At 41.6% G+C, this 20,405-nt stretch carries 16 protein-coding genes; 12 read left to right on the forward strand and 4 right to left on the reverse strand.

Features of this window, described 5'->3' with window-relative positions:
- Positions 1-403 precede the first annotated feature (403 nt).
- Positions 404-3,340 carry a UvrD-helicase domain-containing protein gene (locus HKX40_RS09315; RefSeq protein WP_171589301.1) on the forward strand — a complete coding sequence of 979 codons (2,937 nt, stop codon included), beginning with the start codon at positions 404-406 and terminating at the stop codon, positions 3,338-3,340.
- Between the two features lie 270 nt (positions 3,341-3,610).
- Here HKX40_RS09315 and HKX40_RS09320 read toward each other — a convergent pair whose 3' ends face one another.
- Positions 3,611-3,955, reverse strand: coding sequence for a hypothetical protein (locus HKX40_RS09320; RefSeq protein ID WP_171589302.1), 345 nt, complete (start codon positions 3,953-3,955; stop codon positions 3,611-3,613).
- A 7-nt stretch (positions 3,956-3,962) separates the two neighbouring features.
- A complete protein-coding gene (locus HKX40_RS09325) occupies positions 3,963-4,127 on the reverse strand; it encodes a hypothetical protein (protein ID WP_171589303.1) in 165 nt (54 codons plus the stop codon).
- Between the two features lie 483 nt (positions 4,128-4,610).
- Here HKX40_RS09325 and dinB point away from each other — a divergent pair, with 483 nt between their 5' ends.
- Positions 4,611-5,699, forward strand: a complete 1,089-nt coding sequence (gene dinB / locus HKX40_RS09330; RefSeq protein WP_171589321.1) for a DNA polymerase IV — start codon at positions 4,611-4,613, stop codon at positions 5,697-5,699.
- A gap of 16 nt (positions 5,700-5,715) precedes the next feature.
- Here the strand turns inward: dinB and HKX40_RS09335 are convergent, their stop codons facing one another.
- Complete coding sequence (locus tag HKX40_RS09335; protein ID WP_171589304.1) at positions 5,716-6,168, reverse strand: GatB/YqeY domain-containing protein; 453 nt, start codon at positions 6,166-6,168, stop codon at positions 5,716-5,718.
- Between the two features lie 334 nt (positions 6,169-6,502).
- Between HKX40_RS09335 and HKX40_RS09340 the strand changes: the two genes are divergently transcribed.
- On the forward strand, positions 6,503-7,219 hold the full coding sequence (locus HKX40_RS09340) for an alpha/beta hydrolase family protein (protein WP_171589305.1): 717 nt from the start codon (positions 6,503-6,505) through the stop codon (positions 7,217-7,219).
- A gap of 123 nt (positions 7,220-7,342) precedes the next feature.
- Here the strand turns inward: HKX40_RS09340 and HKX40_RS09345 are convergent, their stop codons facing one another.
- Positions 7,343-8,236 (reverse strand): serine hydrolase, encoded by an 894-nt coding sequence (locus HKX40_RS09345; RefSeq protein ID WP_171589306.1) that lies wholly within the window; start codon positions 8,234-8,236, stop codon positions 7,343-7,345.
- 227 nt (positions 8,237-8,463) lie between these two features.
- Between HKX40_RS09345 and purL the strand changes: the two genes are divergently transcribed.
- The 9 genes from purL to HKX40_RS09390 all read left to right on the forward strand — a co-directional run bounded on the left by purL (position 8,464) and on the right by HKX40_RS09390 (position 19,815).
- On the forward strand, positions 8,464-12,504 hold the full coding sequence (gene purL / locus HKX40_RS09350; protein WP_171589307.1) for a phosphoribosylformylglycinamidine synthase: 4,041 nt from the start codon (positions 8,464-8,466) through the stop codon (positions 12,502-12,504).
- Between the two features lie 308 nt (positions 12,505-12,812).
- Positions 12,813-14,273 (forward strand): IMP dehydrogenase, encoded by a 1,461-nt coding sequence (guaB, locus tag HKX40_RS09355; protein WP_171589308.1) that lies wholly within the window; start codon positions 12,813-12,815, stop codon positions 14,271-14,273.
- Positions 14,274-14,322: 49 nt separating this feature from the next.
- Positions 14,323-15,915, forward strand: a complete 1,593-nt coding sequence (gene guaA, locus HKX40_RS09360) for a glutamine-hydrolyzing GMP synthase (protein WP_171589309.1) — start codon at positions 14,323-14,325, stop codon at positions 15,913-15,915.
- Between the two features lie 320 nt (positions 15,916-16,235).
- On the forward strand, positions 16,236-16,466 hold the full coding sequence (locus HKX40_RS09365; RefSeq protein ID WP_425500459.1) for a zinc ribbon domain-containing protein: 231 nt from the start codon (positions 16,236-16,238) through the stop codon (positions 16,464-16,466).
- Between the two features lie 238 nt (positions 16,467-16,704).
- The gene (locus HKX40_RS09370) at positions 16,705-17,007 is read left to right on the forward strand and encodes a transcriptional regulator (RefSeq protein WP_171589310.1); all 303 of its coding nucleotides are present in this window, start codon (positions 16,705-16,707) and stop codon (positions 17,005-17,007) included.
- A 3-nt stretch (positions 17,008-17,010) separates the two neighbouring features.
- Positions 17,011-17,331 carry a helix-turn-helix domain-containing protein gene (locus tag HKX40_RS09375; protein WP_171589311.1) on the forward strand — a complete coding sequence of 107 codons (321 nt, stop codon included), beginning with the start codon at positions 17,011-17,013 and terminating at the stop codon, positions 17,329-17,331.
- Complete coding sequence (locus HKX40_RS09380; RefSeq protein ID WP_171589312.1) at positions 17,331-17,636, forward strand: HigA family addiction module antitoxin; 306 nt, start codon at positions 17,331-17,333, stop codon at positions 17,634-17,636. Before HKX40_RS09375 ends, HKX40_RS09380 begins: the two co-directional genes overlap by 1 nt.
- Before the next feature lie 96 nt (positions 17,637-17,732).
- Positions 17,733-18,698 (forward strand): hypothetical protein, encoded by a 966-nt coding sequence (locus HKX40_RS09385; protein WP_171589313.1) that lies wholly within the window; start codon positions 17,733-17,735, stop codon positions 18,696-18,698.
- Positions 18,699-18,894: 196 nt separating this feature from the next.
- Positions 18,895-19,815 (forward strand): carbon-nitrogen hydrolase family protein, encoded by a 921-nt coding sequence (locus HKX40_RS09390; RefSeq protein WP_171589314.1) that lies wholly within the window; start codon positions 18,895-18,897, stop codon positions 19,813-19,815.
- The last annotated feature ends 590 nt before the right edge of the window (positions 19,816-20,405 follow it).

The raw sequence follows: 20,405 nt of genomic DNA on the forward strand, positions 1-20,405 counted from the left end.
ATCGGGTTATTAGGGTTTTCCCTGAATTATGTGTTGTTTTGGTGCGGATAAGTCAGATTTCTTGAGGTTTTATATTGTTTTGGTGTGGATTTTTGGTGTGGATTTTTGGTGTGGATTTTTGGTGTGGATTTTTGGTGTGGATTTTTGGTGTGGATTTTTGGTGTGGGTTTTTGGTGCCATATCAAAGAAAAAAGTAGTAATCAAATAGGACAAAAATGTCCTCCCTAGTAATGCCCCTCTAGGCAAGTCAGGAGGCTTTTTCTAATATGGCAGAAGATTAATAAAGGAGTATGTTTTCTATATATTATTAGATTGATATTATATATATATTAATTATATATATTTTATATGTTTTTAATGTGTTTTATGTATGTTTTATTATGATTTTGGTAAGGAGGGAGTAATGCTTTTTAATCATTTAGAAAAACATCCTTTAACTGAAAAGCAGTGTCAAGCCTGCCAGTCGGAAGCCTTAACAACACTGGTATTAGCTGGAGCAGGGACAGGTAAGACGAGTACGTTGATGGGGCGCATTGTTTACCTATGGGAGACAGGTCGAGCCTTAGCACATGAAGTGTTACCGTTAGCTTTTGCCGTAGATGCCGCTAATGAGGTACAACAACGTGTCACCCAGGTAGCAAAGAAGCATTTTTCTGGATTAGATATAAGTAGCTTTAATGCACGTACCTTTCATAGTTTAGGTTGGCATATTGTGCAAACAGTTGAAAGGAAAACCCCAAAATTAACCATTTATCAGGATGAGGAGCGACTACTGGATTTTTTGCAACAGCAGTTTTGGCATTTGGTTAATACCAATGAGAATTATCGATGGTGGTTATTTTTGTATTTTACGTTTTGCGAAGGAAAGCAAGACGAGGATGCCTCATTTGCAGCTACCAGAGAGGATAGCAAACAACCAGTGCCACAACCATGTCCTTTGCGTAGCTTGCATGATGATTATGTTAGCAACCGCACGGAGTTGGTAATTGCTAACTTATTGTATCTATTAGGCATTCCTTATATCTATGGTGCACATTATAAGCATAATCTTTATTTGAGCAAACCTTACCAGCCTTACCGTTGTAGTTTCTATTTGCCGCAAAGTGACCGATATATAGAGGTAGAACCGTGCAATACACAAGCAGAGTTACCTTTAAAAAAGGATGATTTATCCAAAAGAGACAAGAAAAAGAATAAAGGCTCTCAGTTAGGTAGTAGGAGTGGAAAAGTGGAAAGGGAAAAAAGAGAGGGATTAGATAACATGAGCCAGAGGGAAAAATGGGAAAAAAGAGAGGGACTCTTTAATATATTTAGTTTATTTCAGCAGAGGAGAGTAGATAATTTTTGTTTTAAGTTCAAAAGAAATAGGCATTGCAATAATCCAAGAAATATTCACCAACAGTATGGGACACAGTGTCTTTTCATTAAAGAACCATGGGGACAGTATTTGTTCTCTTTAGATAATGTGTTATTTCGTTTTGATTTATCCATCCCTTTTTCCCATAGCCAGGGAATTTTAGGCGATTTGTTAGAGATATTGCAAAAGCTATTCATTAAGCTCAAAGGGCAGGGCAGTATAGAAGAGATACTTAAACCATACAATATCTCTCTATGCGATTTGTCACTAGCGAATCTTGTGAGGGCGGAGGAGACCTTTGAATCAACAGAGAGTTCCACAAAATCAAAAGAAGCACCGCAGGCAATGAGGTGTCCAGTAGAGGCGGAGGAGATCTTTAGGCAAAAACAGCAACATCTTTTATATACATTGCTTGCTCCTTTATGGAATGCTTATGCCCAGGAGTTGCGTCAACGAGAGGAACTTGATTTTGATGACATGATTGTGAAAGCGACTAAGTATATTGAGCAAGGGTATTTTCAGGTGCCTTGGAAAGAAGTGCTTGTGGATGAATTTCAGGACATCTCTCAAGCACGTATGCATTTAATTCAGGCAATGCGACTTCAAAAACCGGATTTGCGTTTATTTTGTGTGGGTGATGATTGGCAAACTATTTACCAGTTTGCTGGTAGTGAACTGGTTTTTATCCGTTATATTGAACGCTATTTGGGGGAAACTTATAAATTAAGTTTAGATAAGACATTTCGTTTTCATCAGGGGTTATGTGATATTAGCAGCAAGTTTGTACAACAAAATCCTATGCAATATCGTAAGAGGTTAACAGCATTACGAGAGAAGAAAGAGAGCGTGGTGTTGGTTGCTTTGACAGGAGATGAGGCATCAAACCAAGCAAGGAGGATAGCTGAAATCCAGCAAATGACAGGTACAAAAAATATTTTCAATCACGATACAACATCTACAATTAATGCTGTTAGTTTACTTGATAGGGATACTCAACGGTCTTCTGGTGCGATGGATACAGCCAGGGCTGTGGGTGTGATGGATACAACAAGGGCTGTGGGTGCGATGGATACAACAAGGGCTGTGGGTGCGATGGATACAACAAGGGCTGTGGGTGCGATAGATTCAACAAGGGCTGCGGGTGCTTTAGAGGAGGTTGTACAACGGATTGTGGAAGATATTCAAGAGAAAAAGTCCTCTTCATTAGTCTCATGTCTTTTTCTCGCTCGTTTTCATCATGATTTGCCCAGTGAGGAGCAGTTGCATATTTGGCAGCAACGATACTCTTTTTTGTCCTTGAGAGCCGCTACGATTCATGCGTCTAAAGGAACAGAGGCGGATTTTGTGATTGTATTGAATGTCAATCAAGGTGAGCTTGGTTTACCAAGTGCCAAACAAGATAAACTTTCTTGGGTCGATACTGAGGTATTGGTAGAAACAGGTAATTTGGATAGCAAGAGACAGTTCTTAAAAGATGTCCACAATAATAAACCACTTCCCCAAAGTCTAAATAATAAGAGGGGAACTGTTGATAGCAATACCTCCTATGAGGAAACTTCCTATCATAATACCTCCCACGGTGATACTTTCTATGGCGATACTTCCTATGGCGATACCTCCTATGAGGAAACTTCCTATCACAATGCTTCCTATGATAGTCCCCCCTTGGGCAAGGTCTTTTATGATAATGCTTCCTTGGGTAATGCTTTCTGTGACAATATTATCCCTTTCATAGAAAATTTTCCCTACGCCGAGGAACGGAGGGTGTTTTATGTGGCTTTAACAAGAGCAAAAGAGTGTGTCTACCTTTGTTATCACCCTGATAAGCCCTCAATATTTTTAACTGAACTACAGCAGTATCAGGCTTTGCGGCAGCTGTCTTTAAGTACAAGGCTGCATATAACAAGTTATTGGATCAGAGTGAAAGAGATGACTCGTTTACAGTCTAGTTTGGATACAGTAAAAAAGTTCTTCAATGGATAAGCAGATAATGTCTAGGATGAATTGATGTTTGTGTGTGACCATTAAAGGGGGGCGTGTGACAATCAAAGGGGGAGTTTGTTAGTGTGACCATCAAAAGGAAAATTTTTGGTATGACAATCATTATGTTTGTGTGTGACCATCAAAAGGGAAAATTTTTGGTATGACAATCAAACGGGGGAGGGCAGCCAACATGAGCCGTGGGCAAGCTAGCCTGCCAGTATGGTTACTAGGCAGGCAGTACTGGCTAAAGTCAGCTTAGTCAGGATGGGATTAATCTTCGTCTACAGCAAAATTTAGAAAGTCTAAAGCAGACTTAATCTCTTGCTCACTGTTGCAGAAGAATACGGCAGTATCACCATTGTTCATATTGGAGAGGATGGACTCCAACTCTTCTTGCACATCCGTTGTTGTGTTTAGTTCGCCGATGTGAATATCAGCAGCACCCTCGTCAAAACGTTCAGAAGGCAAGATGCTAGGAATCAACTCAAAGTTCGTGTGGCCAATGTAAAAGCAGACAAACAACTGTAAATCATTTACCTGTGTCTGCACTTCAAAGCCTAGATAACCATCGTCAAGATGACGAGAGAAAGTCGTCTTAAAAGTTGGTTCTGTCATTACAAACCTATTGTTGGGCTGTTGGTTGAGCGGCTTGAGGGACTTGTTGAGGAGCTAACAAGTCTGTAGGAGGAGGAATGTCTTGAGGTTTAGCTGGAGCGTTGGAATAAGCTCCATTGGAGCAAGCAGCGAGTAATGAACAAGCAAAAAGAAAAGGAATAATTTTTTTCATAATTAGATAATGGAAATGGGATAGTTAAAAGGGTGAAAAATAATCTATGGAACAACTTGAAGTTGACAATAATCCAGAGTAGATGGGGCTATTTTAAACTTAAAAGAAGTTGTAGGCAAAGTAGATGGGGTGTTCGTAACCCTTAGTAACACTGGAGTTAATGAGGTTAGTAGTAATGACAACTATTGGTTGATATTCCCGTGATTTGTTATGGTTTTTTATCCAATGATCAGACTGTGCCGTAAAACATCGTCGTTTACACTGAGGGTTAAGGCACAAACAGCAAAGCCTTTCTTTGTTGGGATTATTATTACTGTGATTATATACAGTATTTTGTTATAATGAATTTAGGGAACAATAAGTATAGATACGATAAGTGTGTGAGTGTTTTCGTATTAAGAGATTAATGTGGATAACAATAAAATCGGCAATATAAACCGTGGTGATGCGGGTAATGGTGATACTGAGAAAATAACCCATGATATGAGCGATAGCCATTCTGATAATCATCAGGTGCGTAAAATTATCCATGTTGATATGGATGCGTTTTATGCTTCAGTGGAGTTGCGAGAGAATCCACATCTACGAGGTTTGCCTGTTGTGGTGGCTTGGGATAGTCCTCGTTCTGTGGTGTGTGCTGCTTCATATGAGGCTCGCAAGTTCGGGTTGCACTCTGCTATGTCTGTTGCAAGGGCTCGCCAGTTATGTCCACAAGCGATTTATATTCCTCCTCATTTTGAGCTTTACCGAGCTGTTTCCAAACAGATTCGAGCCATTTTTGAACGCTATACTTCGCTAATAGAGCCTTTGTCTTTAGATGAGGCATATTTGGATGTGACACAGAATTTACAGGGAATTGTCTCTGCTACCGAGATAGCGAATCGTATTCGTGCCGAGATTTTTGAACAGACTCAGTTGACTGCATCAGCAGGAGTTGCACCTAATAAATTTATTGCCAAGATTGCTTCTGACTGGAATAAGCCTAACGGTATTTGTGTAGTGCCTCCGCATCGTATGATGGAGTTTTTATTGCCACTTCCCCTTGAGAAAATTCCAGGTGTTGGTAAAGTTACCTTGGCCAAGTTGCATCAGTTGCAGATGTTTACTGTTGCTGATATGGCAAAACATAGTCTGGAGGAACTGGTTTATCATTTTGGCAAATATGGGGTGCGTTTATATGATTTGGCCCGTGGTATTGATAATCGTCCTGTACAAGTGCAACAAATAGCCAAACAGATTTCTACCGAAACAACTTTTGATAAGGATTTATTAATTAGCGAAATGGCAGTGGTTTTACATGAGGTCTGTGAAAAACTATGGCGACAACTCATGCGTAAAAAGCGTTTTGGACGTTCGCTAACAGTCAAACTTAAGACACAGCAGTTTAGAGTGATTACACGAAGCAAAACTTTTGATGTGGTGCTAGAGTCACAAGAAGATATAGAGGGTATTGCCAAACAGATTCTGCATACCGTATACAAAACTATGCCGGCACAACGTTTTCGTCTATTAGGGGTGGGAGTATCTATGTTTGAAGATGAAGAGGAGGTTCAGCAACTCAGTTTGCTATAACCTCCTTGGGGGGCTTTTAGGCCAATGCTGCTTTAAGCAGTTGAGACACTTTGCCCATATCCGCACGACCAGCAAGTTTAGGTTTTAGAATGGCCATCGCTTTACCCATGGCGGGGGCACCAGTCACACCTTGAGATGCTAACTCAGCAACAGCTTTGGCAACTTCAGCGGCAAGTTCCTCATCAGATGCTTGCTCTGGCAGAAATTCTGATAATACGGCTAATTCTGCTTTTTCAGCTTCTGCTGTCTCAGCACGTCCTGCTTGCTCAAATGCAGCAATAGATTCTTTGCGTTGTTTAATTTGTTTTTCAATAATGGCAAGTACTTGTGCATCGTCTAGTTCAATGCGTTCATCAACTTCTTTTTGCTTAATGGCTGCTTGTAAAAAACGTAAAGTTGCAAGACGTGCAGTTTGTTTTGCACGCATTGCTTCTTTGACTGAATTCATAATGGTTTCTTTGAGTGACATGATTTTCTCGATAGTTTATGAATAAATTAAAAGTATTCCCAAGAATAAAGGATAGAGTTTTCTTGGGATGGGGATGAGGCCTATTTTAGCAGATATCCAGTCAATCAATAGGCGGGGTAAACTAAACCTGTAGGGAAATTTAAAAAGTAGCCCCTCTGACCTGTTAAACCCCACTGCCTAAGCAATGAAATCCAGCTATTTGTCCGATAAGCAAAGTACAATTTAGCCACATTAGGCAATAGGGTATGAGGATATTTTTTGAAAAACGGGTAATCGGCTTTAAAAAATAAGTTTTGCCCTTATATGTAGATAGGTTAAAAATTAGGATTTTTTTATGTCTATATTTACGATAGAGCGTGCTTTACAGCCACAAGGCGGTAATATCGCACAGCTGTTTGTTATTTTTGTTGATGTTGTTGATGAGAATAAGATTAATCTATTTTGTCAACAGATTGCTAAGACTTTTCCTGCTGCGGCGATGGTAGTAGCAATCCCTAGTGATGCTTTAGCATTTTCTGAACATTTACGTGCAGAGCATAAGCTAAGCGATGAAGAGTTTAAGACTTTTGTGCAATCCCATCATAAGGATATTCAAGGATTTATCAAAGCCTTCCAGGCACATTTACATATTGATGCAGCTGCAACAGCACTCGTTGGTGTAGGGCAGATGGGGGCATTGGTGCTTGAATTGACAAAATTAGCCAATCCTTTAGCTGGACGGGTGATTAGTTTTGGTTCGCGTTTTGCTGAGCTGCCAACAGAGGCTTTGTCGTTAGAGCAGACGATTCATTTGTTGCATTCAAGACAGGATAGCCTGGTTGATTTTTCTCATACGGTACAAGCCCAAGAAAAAATTGCTCAGTTTGAGGGCGATGCCACTATAGATGTGGCTCATGTGGCGACTTCCTCTTTTGATGAAACCTTGATTCAGCAAATGATGCAGCGTTTACTTACTTGTGTACCATTGCGTTATTGGAAAGAGGCGCAAAGTGGTGCTCCCACACAGACACTAGATAGTCGTTTGCCTAATGATGAAGATGCTGTGCATTAAGGGTAGAAAAAGAGCCATTACTTCAATATTGAAATAATGGCTTTTTGCTTTCTAAAAGGAACTAGAATAAACTTTACTCTAAACAAAGCTCACTAACCTATGCCGACATAGGTTGCAAGATGTCTAGTACAAAGAGGGATAGTCGTTTTGTACAATATGGCGTACACGAATAGCATCAGAGAAGCGAGTTACACCACCTTCTGCATTTAATAATACGATGGCCATATTTTTACCCTCTACTTTAGAAATCATCACTAGGCAATTACCTGCTTCGCGGATATAACCAGTTTTAGAAATTTCAATTTTCCAGTCGTGGTTACGAATTAAGCGATTAGTGTTGCGGTATTTCTGGATACGACCATTGCTAGTGGCGATTTGAAAGTCATCAGAAGTCGTAAATTGATGGATAACAGGCTCTTTATATGCCGCACGCAACAAACGCACCAAATCTTGAGGAGAGGCAACATTAAGAGGAGATAAACCTGTTGGCTCTACAAAGCGGCTACGTGTCATGCCAATACTACGAGCCATCACGTTCATCTCACGCACAAATGCATCAAGTCCTCCTGGGAAAGTACGAGCAAGAGCATGTGCTGCACGGTTTTCAGATGACATCAACGCCAACCACAAAGCATCATGACGGGTCAATTTAGTACCAACAGAAAGGCGAGAGCTAGAGCGTTTTACACGATCTACATCATCATCTGTAATGGTGATAACTTCGTTAAGATTCACTTTGGAACGCACAATAACCAATGCTGTCATCAACTTAGAGATGGAGGCTATGGGACGAACAGTATTCATATTCTTGGCATAATGAACTTGGTTATCATCTAATGACATAACTAATGCCACTTCAGAATTAATCTGTCCGCCTTTTTCAGCAAAACCGACAACTTTAGCAGGGGTCAGCTCATCAGCACCGGCAAGGTTGTCTTCTTGGGCATGAGCGACTGTTTGCAAAAGCAACGCACATAACGCGCTGCTACAGAGGCGTTTGGTAAATTGGTACAACATAGCAATATCAATTATTATAGGTTCGAGTTTAGGGTGTTGCTATTATACTCGCATTTTTTATAAAAATATATATGTAAATTAGGTAGTTATGGGTTTTTCTTAAAATTTTTTTTAAATATATATGATTTTTTGGGAAAAAAGATAAAAATTCACCCAAAAAATACCCTAAAAACAAGTAAAATGATGGCTTAATTTCTTTTCAGCGACTTTCTAAGCGGAACGACAAAGTGACGACTTATCAATTTATCCCCGGCTCTATTGCCCTTTCAGCCTTTAAATCCGAAAAACTTATTGAAGACTTGCGCAAAATTGATGTGCCAGTGCACCAAGTTTATGCAAATTACGAACATTATGTCTTTACAGAAGGTGAGTTGAATGCAGATGCTCAGCAACAACTGGAGCAACTGCTCAACTATGGTAAGCCATTTGTGGCGCCAACCTCTACAGAGGGTGCTTTAGTATTGCGAGTGATTCCTCGATTGGGCACAGTCTCACCATGGGCGAGTAAAGCAACAGATATTGCTCACAATTGTGGGTTGGCACAGGTCAAGCGTATTGAACGAGGTATTGCTTATACAATAGTGCCAGAATCAGGTTGGTTAGGTACCAAGAAAATTACACCAGAGCAGACAAACCTGATTGCCGATTTATTGCATGACCGTATGACAGAGTCCGTGGTGGCAGAGGATTTTGATGCTTCAGAGTTGATGCATACATTAGAAGGCAAGCCTTTACAGCAAGTACCTGTATTGACAGAGGGTAGAGGTGCGTTAGAGCAAGCTAATGTGGCTTTGGGTCTAGCTTTATCTGATGATGAAATTGATTATTTGAATAAGTCGTTTACTGAGTTAGGTCGCAACCCTACAGATGTTGAATTGATGATGTTTGCACAGGCAAATAGTGAACATTGTCGTCATAAGATTTTTAATGCCTCATGGACAGTTGATGGTGTTGCACAAGACAAGACCTTGTTTGGTATGATTCGCGACACCCATAAGGCACAACCCCAAGGCACTATTGTTGCGTATTCTGATAATGCAGCGATTATGCAAGGTCGCAAAGTCGGTCGTTATTATCCAGAAGCAGGACTAGCTTCGACAGCACGTTATCAGATGCAAGAGCGTTTGACACATACTTTGATGAAAGTGGAAACGCATAATCATCCGACAGCAATAGCTCCTTTCCCTGGAGCGGCAACGGGTGCTGGTGGTGAAATTCGTGATGAGGGGGCAACAGGTCGTGGTTCTAAACCTAAAGCAGGTTTGACAGGTTTTACTGTGTCTAATCTCCATTTAGATGACATGACTGAAGACTGGGAAAAAGATTCTCACGGTATGCCTAGTCGTATTTCGACACCGTTGGACATTATGATTCAAGGGTCGATTGGTGGAGCTGCGTTTAACAATGAATTTGGTCGCCCTAATTTATTAGGTTATTTCCGTGTTTACGAGCAGACTGTGGCGGGTAAACAATGGGGTTATCACAAACCAATTATGATTGCGGGTGGTCTAGGTAGTATTGACGATAGTCTAACGCATAAAGATGAAATCCCTGCAGGTGCATTACTCATCCAACTTGGTGGTCCAGGTATGCGTATTGGTATGGGCGGTGGTGCCGCATCTAGTATGGGAGTAGGTTCCAATACTGAGAGCTTAGATTTTGATTCAGTACAGCGCGGTAATCCAGAATTAGAACGTCGAGCACAAGAAGTGATTGATGCTTGCTGGCAACGTTTGGATAAGAATCCTATTATTGCCATTCATGATGTAGGGGCTGGTGGTCTATCTAACGCATTTCCTGAACTTGTGAATGATGCTGGACGTGGTGCTATTTTTGATTTAAAACGTGTGCATCTCGAAGAATCGGGGATGTCTGCAGCCGAGATTTGGAGTAATGAATCTCAAGAGCGTTATGTTTTATCTGTATTACCCGAGAACTTAGCAACCTTTGATGAAATTTGTGCAAGAGAGCGTTGTCCTTATGCGGTAATTGGTATCGCTACAGAAGAGCGTGTGCTGCGTGTAGTGGATGGAGAGGGCTTGCCTGGTGAAGCAGGTGAGACAAGTACTCGTACAGCTACCGTTGTGCGTCCTGTTGATGTACCTATTGATGTGATTTTAGGTAAGCCGCCTCGTATGCATCGTGATGTCACTCGAGAAGTGTTTACTGACAAGGCTGTCGATGTGGTAGGGCTTGATTTTCATGAGATTGGGCGTAAAGTGATGCGTCATCCAACCGTGGCGAACAAGACTTTCTTAATCACTATTGGTGACCGTACAGTGGGGGGCTTAAATGCCCGCGATCAGATGGTCGGACCTTGGCAAGTGCCTGTTGCTGATTGTGCTGTGACCTTGGATTCATTTGAAGGATACACAGGTCAAGCAATGGCAATGGGTGAGCGTAGTCCATTGGCGATTGTAAATGCTCCTGCATCTGGTCGTATGGCAGTGGCAGAAGCATTGACTAACTTGGTTGCTGCTGATGTGGAACATATTGAAGATATTAAGTTGTCCGCAAACTGGATGGCAGCTACAGGCGTCACAGGACAAGATGCCGCCTTATTTGATACAGTAACCGCAGTAAGTGACTTTTGTCAAAAGGCAGGTTTATCTATCCCGGTAGGTAAAGACTCGCTGTCTATGCGTACCTCTTGGACCGAGGGCGAAACCAAGCAAGAGGTGGTTGCTCCAGTATCATTAATCGTAACGGCTTTTGCAAATGTCAACGATGCACGCAAGACTTTGACCCCTCAGCTACGTACTGATCAAGGCGATACTGTATTGATTTTAATTGATTTAGGTCAAGGTAAAAATCGTCTTGGAGGCTCTATTCTTTCGCATGTGACCAATCAGTTTGGTAATGAGGTTCCCGATTTAGAGGATGCAGAGTTACTGCGTAAATTCTTTGTTGCTATTCGTGCTTTAGCACAGAACGATGCGATTCTTGCTTATCATGACCGCTCTGATGGTGGTTTATTTGCGACGGTAGCCGAAATGGCATTTGCTGGTCATACAGGTGTATCAATTAATGTGGATATGCTGACCTTTGATGAAAATAGTGCTGATTGGGGGGATTACAAGATTCGTCCAGAACAGGTGTCTGTTCAACGAGACGAAAGTACTTTCAAAGCCTTGTTCAACGAAGAATTAGGTGCAGTGATTCAAGTGCGAGCTAGCGATCGTGATGCTGTTCTACAGGTATTGCGTGAGGCTGGGTTGTCATTATGCAGTAATGTTATTGGTAGTTTGAACGCCCACGATAAGATTGAGTTTTATCGTGACGGTAAGATGGTGTTTGATTTTGAACGTGCTGAGCTTGGTCAAGAATGGAGCAAAGTCAGCTATGAAATTATGAAACGCCGCGACAATCCTAAGACCGCATTGGCGGAGTTTAATCGTTGGCAAGACAAGGCTGATCCAGGTATGCAACCCAAAGTAGCGTTTAATCCTCAGGAAAATATCGCTGCCCCCTTTATTGCCAAGGGAGCCCGTCCAGCAGTAGCCATTTTACGTGAACAAGGTTGTAATAGCCATATTGAAATGGCATGGGCTTTTGATAAAGCTGGTTTTGCTGCGTTTGATGTGCATATGACAGACTTAATCAGTGGTCGCACAAAATTATCAGATTACCAAGGTCTAGTGGCAGTAGGTGGCTTTAGCTATGGTGATGTGCTTGGTGCGGGTGAGGGCTGGGGACGTACTATCCGCTTTAATGCACAGTTGGCCGAACAGTTTAATACTTTCTTTAACCGTCCAGATGTATTTGGTTTGGGGGTATGTAACGGTTGTCAAATGATGGCGACACTAGCAGATATGATTCCTGGTGCCAAGGCTTGGCCTAAATTTACTTACAATGTATCTGCGAAGTATGAGGCTCGTTTAAGTATGGTTGAGATTCCCGAGTCAGCGTCGATTTTCTTTAGTGGTATGGCAGGTAGTCATTTGCCGATTGCAGTGGCACATGGAGAAGGCTTTGCCAACTTCACTGCACAAGGTGATTTAGATAATGTGGCGACAGCTATGCGTTATGTTAATAACAACGGCATGATTACTGAAGCATACCCAGCGAATCCAAACGGTAGTATTAACGGGATTGCTGGTGTCACTACTGAGGATGGTCGCTTTACAATTATGATGCCGCACCCAGAGCGTGTTACACGTAATGTGATGATGTCCTGGGCTCCTGAACGTTGGGGTGAGGCAGATACTGGTGGAGATTACTCACCTTGGATGCGTATGTTTATGAATGCACGCGTATTCTTAAAATAATTGGAAAAGCAGGTGGTTGTACGACCGCCTGTTTTTTTATTGAATATTTTTATGTGTTAGTAATGCTTACTTGTTTTGGGTAGAAAGGCAATAATTTCAATACTTAGGCATTTAATGCATTAAAAGTAACTTTTATCCTAATTAGGCCGATGAATTAAATTTTTTCTGCTGTCTTAATGTATTTTATGCTCAATATATTGAGAGGGTAATAAGATTTTTAACTTGTTATACCCGTTTGTAAAGAGGGTAATCACTTGAAAATAAACGGTTTATAGCGTATAATTGATTTTTGTGCTTGGAGTTAATTCATGCGTTTACTTAAAAAAGCGCTCACCTTTGATGATGTGTTATTGGTGCCAGCGTATTCTAATGTGTTACCTCGTGACACGTCTTTAAAAACTCAACTTACTCGTAATATTTCCCTTAATATCCCCTTAGTATCTGCAGCGATGGATACAGTGACTGAATCGCGTCTTGCCATTGCGATGGCACAAGAGGGCGGTATTGGTATTATCCATAAAAACATGACTGCTGATCAGCAAGCTTTGGAAGTTTCTCGTGTGAAACGTCATGAGTTTGGTGTGGTCATTGATCCTGTGACAGTAACGCCCAGTACCACTGTCCGTGAAGCGATTGCTTTACAGAAAGAAAATGGCATTTCTGGTTTACCTGTTGTTGAAAATGGCAAAGTAGTGGGTATTGTGACAAACCGCGACCTACGCTTTGAAGACCGTCTTGATGAAAAAATTGCTAATGTCATGACACCCAAAGAGCGTCTTGTGACGATGAAAGAGCATAGCACATTAGAAGATGCACAGGCTCTGATGCACAAGCATCGTTTAGAGCGCGTGTTGATTGTTAATGATGCTTTTGAGTTGCGTGGCTTAGCGACAGTTAAAGATATTTACAAGAATAATGAACACCCAAATGCATGTAAAGATGCGATGGGGCAATTACGTGTTGGTGCAGCTGTTGGTGTAGGTGAAGGCACCGAGGAGCGTGTTGCTAAGTTAGTTGCTGCAGGTGTTGATGTTATTATCGTAGATACAGCACATGGTCATTCACAAGGTGTGATTGATCGTGTTCGTTGGGTGAAACAAAACTTCCCTAAAGTGGATGTTATTGGCGGTAATATTGCTACTGCTGCCGCTGCTCGTGCCTTAGTTGAGGCAGGTGCTGACGGTGTTAAAGTGGGTATTGGGCCAGGTTCTATTTGTACAACACGTATTGTTGCTGGTGTTGGAGTTCCTCAAATTACGGCTATTGCCGATGTGGCAGAGGCCCTCGCAGGTACGGGCGTACCTCTGATTGCTGATGGTGGTATTCGTTTCTCTGGTGATATTTCCAAAGCCTTGGCAGCAGGTGCTTATGCATGCATGATGGGTGGAATGTTTGCAGGTACCGAAGAAGCTCCTGGTGAAGTGATTTTATTCCAAGGCCGTTCTTATAAATCATACCGTGGCATGGGTAGCTTAGGTGCTATGGAAAAAGGCTCTGCTGACCGTTATTTCCAAGAGGCTGGCAGTAATGCCGAAAAACTCGTACCAGAGGGTATTGAAGGCCGTGTTCCTTACAAAGGTAGCGTATTGGCGATTATCTATCAACTGGTAGGTGGCGTTCGTGCTTCTATGGGTTATTGCGGTTGTGCTACGATTGAAGACTTACGTACCAAGGCGGAGTTTGTGGAAATTACCGCTGCAGGTGTTAAAGAGTCTCACGTGCATGACGTACAAATCACTAAAGAAGCACCTAATTATCGCGCGGGTTAATCTCATTTTTTTGGTTTTTTAAGCAGTTTGCTTTTTTCTTGGTAAGACTATGCACCAACGTATTCTCATTCTTGATTTTGGTTCTCAAGTAACCCAACTTATTGCTCGTCGTGTTCGTGAGGCGGGTGTTTATTGTGAAATCCATCCTGGTGATGTAGATGATAACTTTATCCGTGAGCAACTTGCTTTAGGTTTAAAAGGTATTATTCTTTCTGGTAGCCATTCGTCTGCTTATGACGAGGGTTCTCTTAAAGTCACTGATGCTGTCTTTTTATCAAATGTACCAGTGTTAGGTATTTGCTATGGTATGCAGGCAATGGCTAACCAGTTAGGTGGTACGGTTTCTTGGTCAGACCACCGAGAGTTTGGTTATGCTGAGGTGCAAGTACATGGTCAAACAGCATTATTGAATACGTTGGAAGATGGTCGTACCAAAGACGGTCATCCTTTATTAAAAGTATGGATGAGTCATGGTGATAAAGTGACTGAAATGCCACCGGGTTTTAAACTCATGGCATCGACTCCTTCATGTCCTATCGCCGGTATGGCAGACGAAGAACGTCGTTTCTATGCCGTGCAATTCCACCCTGAAGTGACACACACAGTTCAAGGTAAAGCATTATTGCATCGCTTTGTTTTGGATATTTGTGGTTGTGTCGGTGACTGGACAATGCCTAACTATGTCGAAGAAGCTGTTGAGCGTATTCGTGAACAAGTAGGTACCGATGAGGTTATCCTTGGTTTATCGGGTGGCGTGGATTCTTCTGTTGCTGCAGCACTGATTCACCGTGCGATTGGCGATCAGTTGACTTGTGTGTTTGTGGATCATGGTTTATTGCGTTTGAATGAGGGCGACCAAGTGATGGAAGTCCTTCATGAGAACCTCGGGGTGAAGATTATTCGTGTTAATGCAGTCGACCAATTTATGAAACACCTTGAGGGTGTGACCGATCCAGAGAAAAAACGCAAAATTATCGGACGTGAATTTGTAGAAGTTTTCCAAGAAGAAGCAGGTAAATTGGTCAATGCCAAATGGCTTGCACAAGGAACCATCTACCCAGACGTGATTGAATCAGCAGGAGCCAAAACAGGTAAAGCCGTTTCGATTAAATCACACCACAATGTTGGCGGATTGCCTGAAACATTGAATTTACAACTATTAGAACCACTACGCGAGTTGTTTAAAGACGAAGTCCGTGAATTAGGTATTGCATTAGGTTTACCTCATCATATGGTTTACCGTCACCCATTCCCAGGACCAGGGTTAGGTGTACGTATCCTTGGTGAAGTGAAGCAAGAGTACGCAGATTTACTTCGCCGTGCTGATGCTATCTTTATCGAAGAATTACGTAACTTTATTGACCCAGAGACCGGCAAATCGTGGTATGACCTTACCTCACAAGCCTTTGCAGTATTCTTACCCGTGAAATCAGTAGGAGTGATGGGAGATGGGCGCACATACGATTATGTAGTGGCATTGCGTGCCGTACAAACATCAGACTTCATGACGGCTGATTGGGCACACTTGCCTTATCCGTTATTGTCAAAAGTTTCATCACGTATTATTAACGAAGTGCGTGGCATCAACCGCGTAACTTACGACGTATCAAGCAAACCCCCCGCAACGATAGAGTGGGAATAATTAGGACTCAAAATCTTCCTTTAGGACGATTTTGAGCCTAATTATTCTGAGAGCCTCTGGCTCGAAGTGGACCTATTCGGCTTTCTCTGCAGAGAAAGCCGTGGATATTCTGAGAAGCTCTGGCTCGAAGTGGGGAAATGTGGACACGAAAAGGTACGAGTGTACCTTTTTGTGCCTGATTTCCCGGAGAAGCTCTGCGACGAAGTGGGGAAATGTGGACACGAAAAGGTACGAGTGTACCTTTTTGTGCCTGATTTCCCAGAGGAGCTCTGCGACGAAGTGGAGCATTGTAGACACAAAAGAGTCTATTGAGGACTCTTTTGTGCTTCAAGGTTCTGAGAGCCTCTGGCACGAAGTGGATCGGTGGTTACTTAATTGCAGTTCCACCTCAAAATACCAGCCGTTGCTGTCCTGCGTGTGGACATACAGCAAAGGATAATCGTCAAACACAAGAGTTATTTGAATGTATGGATTGCGGTTACACGGAAAATGCGGATGTGGTTGGTGCCATCAATGTATTAAAGCGCGGTCAGGCGATACTGGCGGAGTAAAAGTATTCAGGGCAGGACATGCCCGTAGCGCGTGTGAAGTGAACTGTGCTGTAAGGCAGTCAGCAACACGAACCCACCGAAGTGAGCTAACAGGCAGTATCGTTAGACGCAATAGGAATCCTCTTGCTTTAGCAAGAGGAGGAGGTCAAGAGGGAGTGACGGAGATGTTATGTAGTAATTTTGCATGATGGTGTATTTGTATGATATAATACATTGTATTAGTATTTTTTTATATGCCATGTACACAATCGTAGAAAGTGATAAATTTAAGAAAGCCGTTGCGGATATATGGACGGAAGAGGAGCGACTGGAGTTTTTTAGCTTTATTGCTGTGAACCCTTTAGCTGGTGATGTCATTCCAGGTCTAGGAGGACTTAGAAAAATCAGATGGAAAGTATCAGGTAAAGGTAAAAGAGGAGGGGCTAGGGTATTGTATTACAATGTCTTAGAAGAGGGCATTATTAATATGTACTATATCTATGTGAAGGCTGAAATTGAAAACATGACACCTAAAGAAATTTTGAAATTAGGTAAGGAGTAAAAGATGAAGTTTCTAGATATGAATGTTGATGATGTTATCAAAGCCTTGATTGCAGATGATCCAGAGCTTGCTAATCATGAGGAATCTCTACGTCAATCTTTTGATGATCTTAAAAAAGGGCGTGTTGTTCGTACTGTTATCTCTGAGGTAGCTCAGACACGTAGCAAATCAGGCTTGTCTCAAGCCAAGTTTGCAGAACGTTTGGGTATTTCGGTTAATACTTTGCGTTCATGGGAGCAAGGACATCGTAAGCCGAGTGGTGCTGCAGCCACACTATTGGGGCTTTTAAATAAGCACCCTGAATTAGTAGCAGAGTTACGCTAATGAGAATGTATAACCCACCGCATCCTGGATTGCTAGTTAAAGAATTCTTAGATGGTGCTGACGTTTCTCTAACAAAAGCTGCTAAGCATTTAGGTATTTCGCGGTACCTGTTGCTACGAATAATTAAATGCCAAACAGCTATTTCTGCTGAAATGGCGCTGCGGTTGGAGGAGGCTTTTGGCGCAACTAAAGCTGAAACGTGGTTAAAAATGCAGCTTGACTATGACTTATGGCAAGCAGAACAGAAGCACGAGAAGTCTATTGTACAGCCTTTTTACCACGCTTCTGTGTCCGCTATGGTGTAGTTGGAGGGAGAGTATTTTTAGGTGAAAGAGTGACAAAAATGCAATTACCAAAAGCCTTAGAGGAAAGGGGTGTAGATACTGATATTGGAGACACTTATGACAGTCGATATCCAATCGTTGATGGATGCCTTACCTATTTTTCGATTGACGCCTAGATGCATAGCGGGGATCTCTGGTTTTGTAGATCAGCAAGATGACTGGTCTAGACTGAATAAACCTATTTTTCTTTGGGAACCACCAGCAGGGAAAAGAGTGCCCTTCATTACTCCCGATGATGCCTTGCCAAAAATACTTTGTTATCAGGGAATGACTGTTGAACAAGCTTTAGCGCTGACACGCTCAATGGTTACTGAAATGAAAAAATCAATTTCAGAGGAACAATGGGTAATTTACTATGACACATGGGAACCAGATGCCCCTATTAATGTATCTGTGTTTGATTTTGTAAATTGGTTAAAGTCAGTAGAAATTGCACATTATTCTCCTTTTTTTAATAACAACACAACGTTATTTTCTATTGCCTCAGCTTTAGAGGAGGTGGGATATGAGGCGAGTACAGCTCCTATATTGACATCTACAGATTATGAAGGCATAGCTTTTTCTTTGAAAAATTTACCTACTACTCCAGCTCCACGAGCTATGATGGAGTTTGTTAGACCGACATGGTATGAGCCGAGTGCTGAAACAGACACACTATATTATTGGTGGAAGATGGAAATGCAAAATATCGCCGCTCAACTTGAAAAGGCATTGGGGGAGCCTGTTTTCTATTTTGCGGATCCCAATGATGATTGCGATGATGATACTGCACATCGATTTATTATTCTGCATTGGTGTTGCACTTTTAAACCTCATTCTACCTTTGTTCAATACTTATGTCGAAAGAGTGGTGCTAAGGATGTCGAAGAGTTAAAAAAAGCACTTCTTGACAGTGCTAATTATCTTCATCCATTTAAAATGCACAATGCACTTGATGATGATTTTAGGAATGAGACTCTCTTTTTTGCTTGTGTATTGGCTACTTATACAGAGAAGGGGTTAACTTTCGCTCCAAAACATTAATCCCTATTGTTTCCAAATTTCTATACGAAACAGATCGAACTGGTGGATAGATGTCTCTATCAATCCCTTCTCAATGCAGAGAATACGCCTTCTGGATGAGAGCCTTATTACTTTTCCTCATGAAAAAAATGCCTCATATTGACTTAATTTTGCTTCCCTCTTAAGATGACTTTTTTAGTGATAAAAAGGGAAGAGTATGTCTAAATTCACATTAGCTGCATTACAAATAGGTTCTTCACTCAAAGGAAAAGCAGACACACTTGCTAATATTCTCAAGTTTGAAGATGAAATCAAAAAAATAGGTGCCTCTTTGGTTGTGATGCCAGAAGCCTTATTGGGTGGATATCCTAAGGGAAGTACCTTTGGCACTTATTTGGGATACCGTTTACCTGAAGGACGAGAGGCATTTGCACAGTATCATGCTAACGCGATAGATGTTCCAGGGCCTGAAACAGATGAACTTGCGGCACTCTCACAAAGAACGGGAGCGAGTATTGTGATTGGGGTGATTGAGCGTTCAGGGGCGACCTTGTATTGCACAGCCTTGTACTTTACCCCAGAAGAGGGTTTGGTGGCTAAACACCGTAAATTAATGCCTACAGCAACAGAGCGTTTGATTTGGGGGCAAGGTGATGGATCAACATTAGCAACCGTAAAAACTCCGATGGGTGTAATCGGTGGGGCTATTTGCTGGGAAAACTACATGCCTTTATTACGGATGGCAATGTATGCTAAAGGATTAGATATCTGGTGTGCCCCAACCGTTGACACAAGAGAAATTTGGCAAGCATCTATGCGTCACATTGCTTATGAGGGGCGTTGCTTCCTGGTAAGTGCATGTCAGGTACAACCTTCGCCTAAAGCATTGGGTATTGAAGTACCGTCATGGGATGAAAACTTGCCTCTAATGCATGGCAACAGCATTATTGTTAATCCTTTAGGAGAAGTCATTGCGGGACCATTAAAAGATGAGACTGGTCTAGTTTATGCTCAAATAGATACTGAGGATATCGTGAAAGCACGTTATGACTTTGATGTAACTGGACATTATGCTCGTCCTGATGTATTCAGCCTTTCTGTGAATGAACAAGAACAGAAGAATGTTGCATTTAAATAAGGAAATCTATTCAGAAAAATATATTCGAGCAAAAGGGCAAGGAGAGTGAGGAGCTAAAGGTAGAAAAGCTAAAGGTGGGGGAGTCAATTTTCCCTTGTTGATGCAATAGGGGTATGTTGTAAATGCACACCTCTCTCTTTGTCAATGCGAGAGGGAATCTACAGAATGACTCGATAAAATGAACCAAAGATTTTAAGAAGAGGGAATTAAGAAAGGGGGGCTTATTAAAAACAGATTCGTTGTTTTTTGGCAACAAAAAAATAGTGTTCTTGGTCTAAAAAGAGTGTTTTTCTTATGAGGCAGAGAATTTTTTGCAAAAGAGACTTGCTTTTTTGTTTTGAATAAGTCTATAATTTAATTCTTCGCAGCGAAATTGATTTTCTAAGCGAAGTTTAAAACGAAATCTGAAACATTGTTTGAGAGAGTAGGTCAAGTAGTTGTTTGTGTTTAGTAAACAACAAATTTTTAAAAATAAAAAATATTTTTAAAAAGTGCTTGACAGGATGTAGTTAGATAGTTCATAATTACGTTCTTTGCTGCTAACGAGCAATATCGTTAGACGGATTAAGTGATGATTTAATTCGGGATGT

The sequence above is a fragment of the Pelistega europaea genome (assembly GCF_013133775.1).
Classification (GTDB): Bacteria; Pseudomonadota; Gammaproteobacteria; order Burkholderiales; family Burkholderiaceae_B; genus Taylorella; species Taylorella europaea.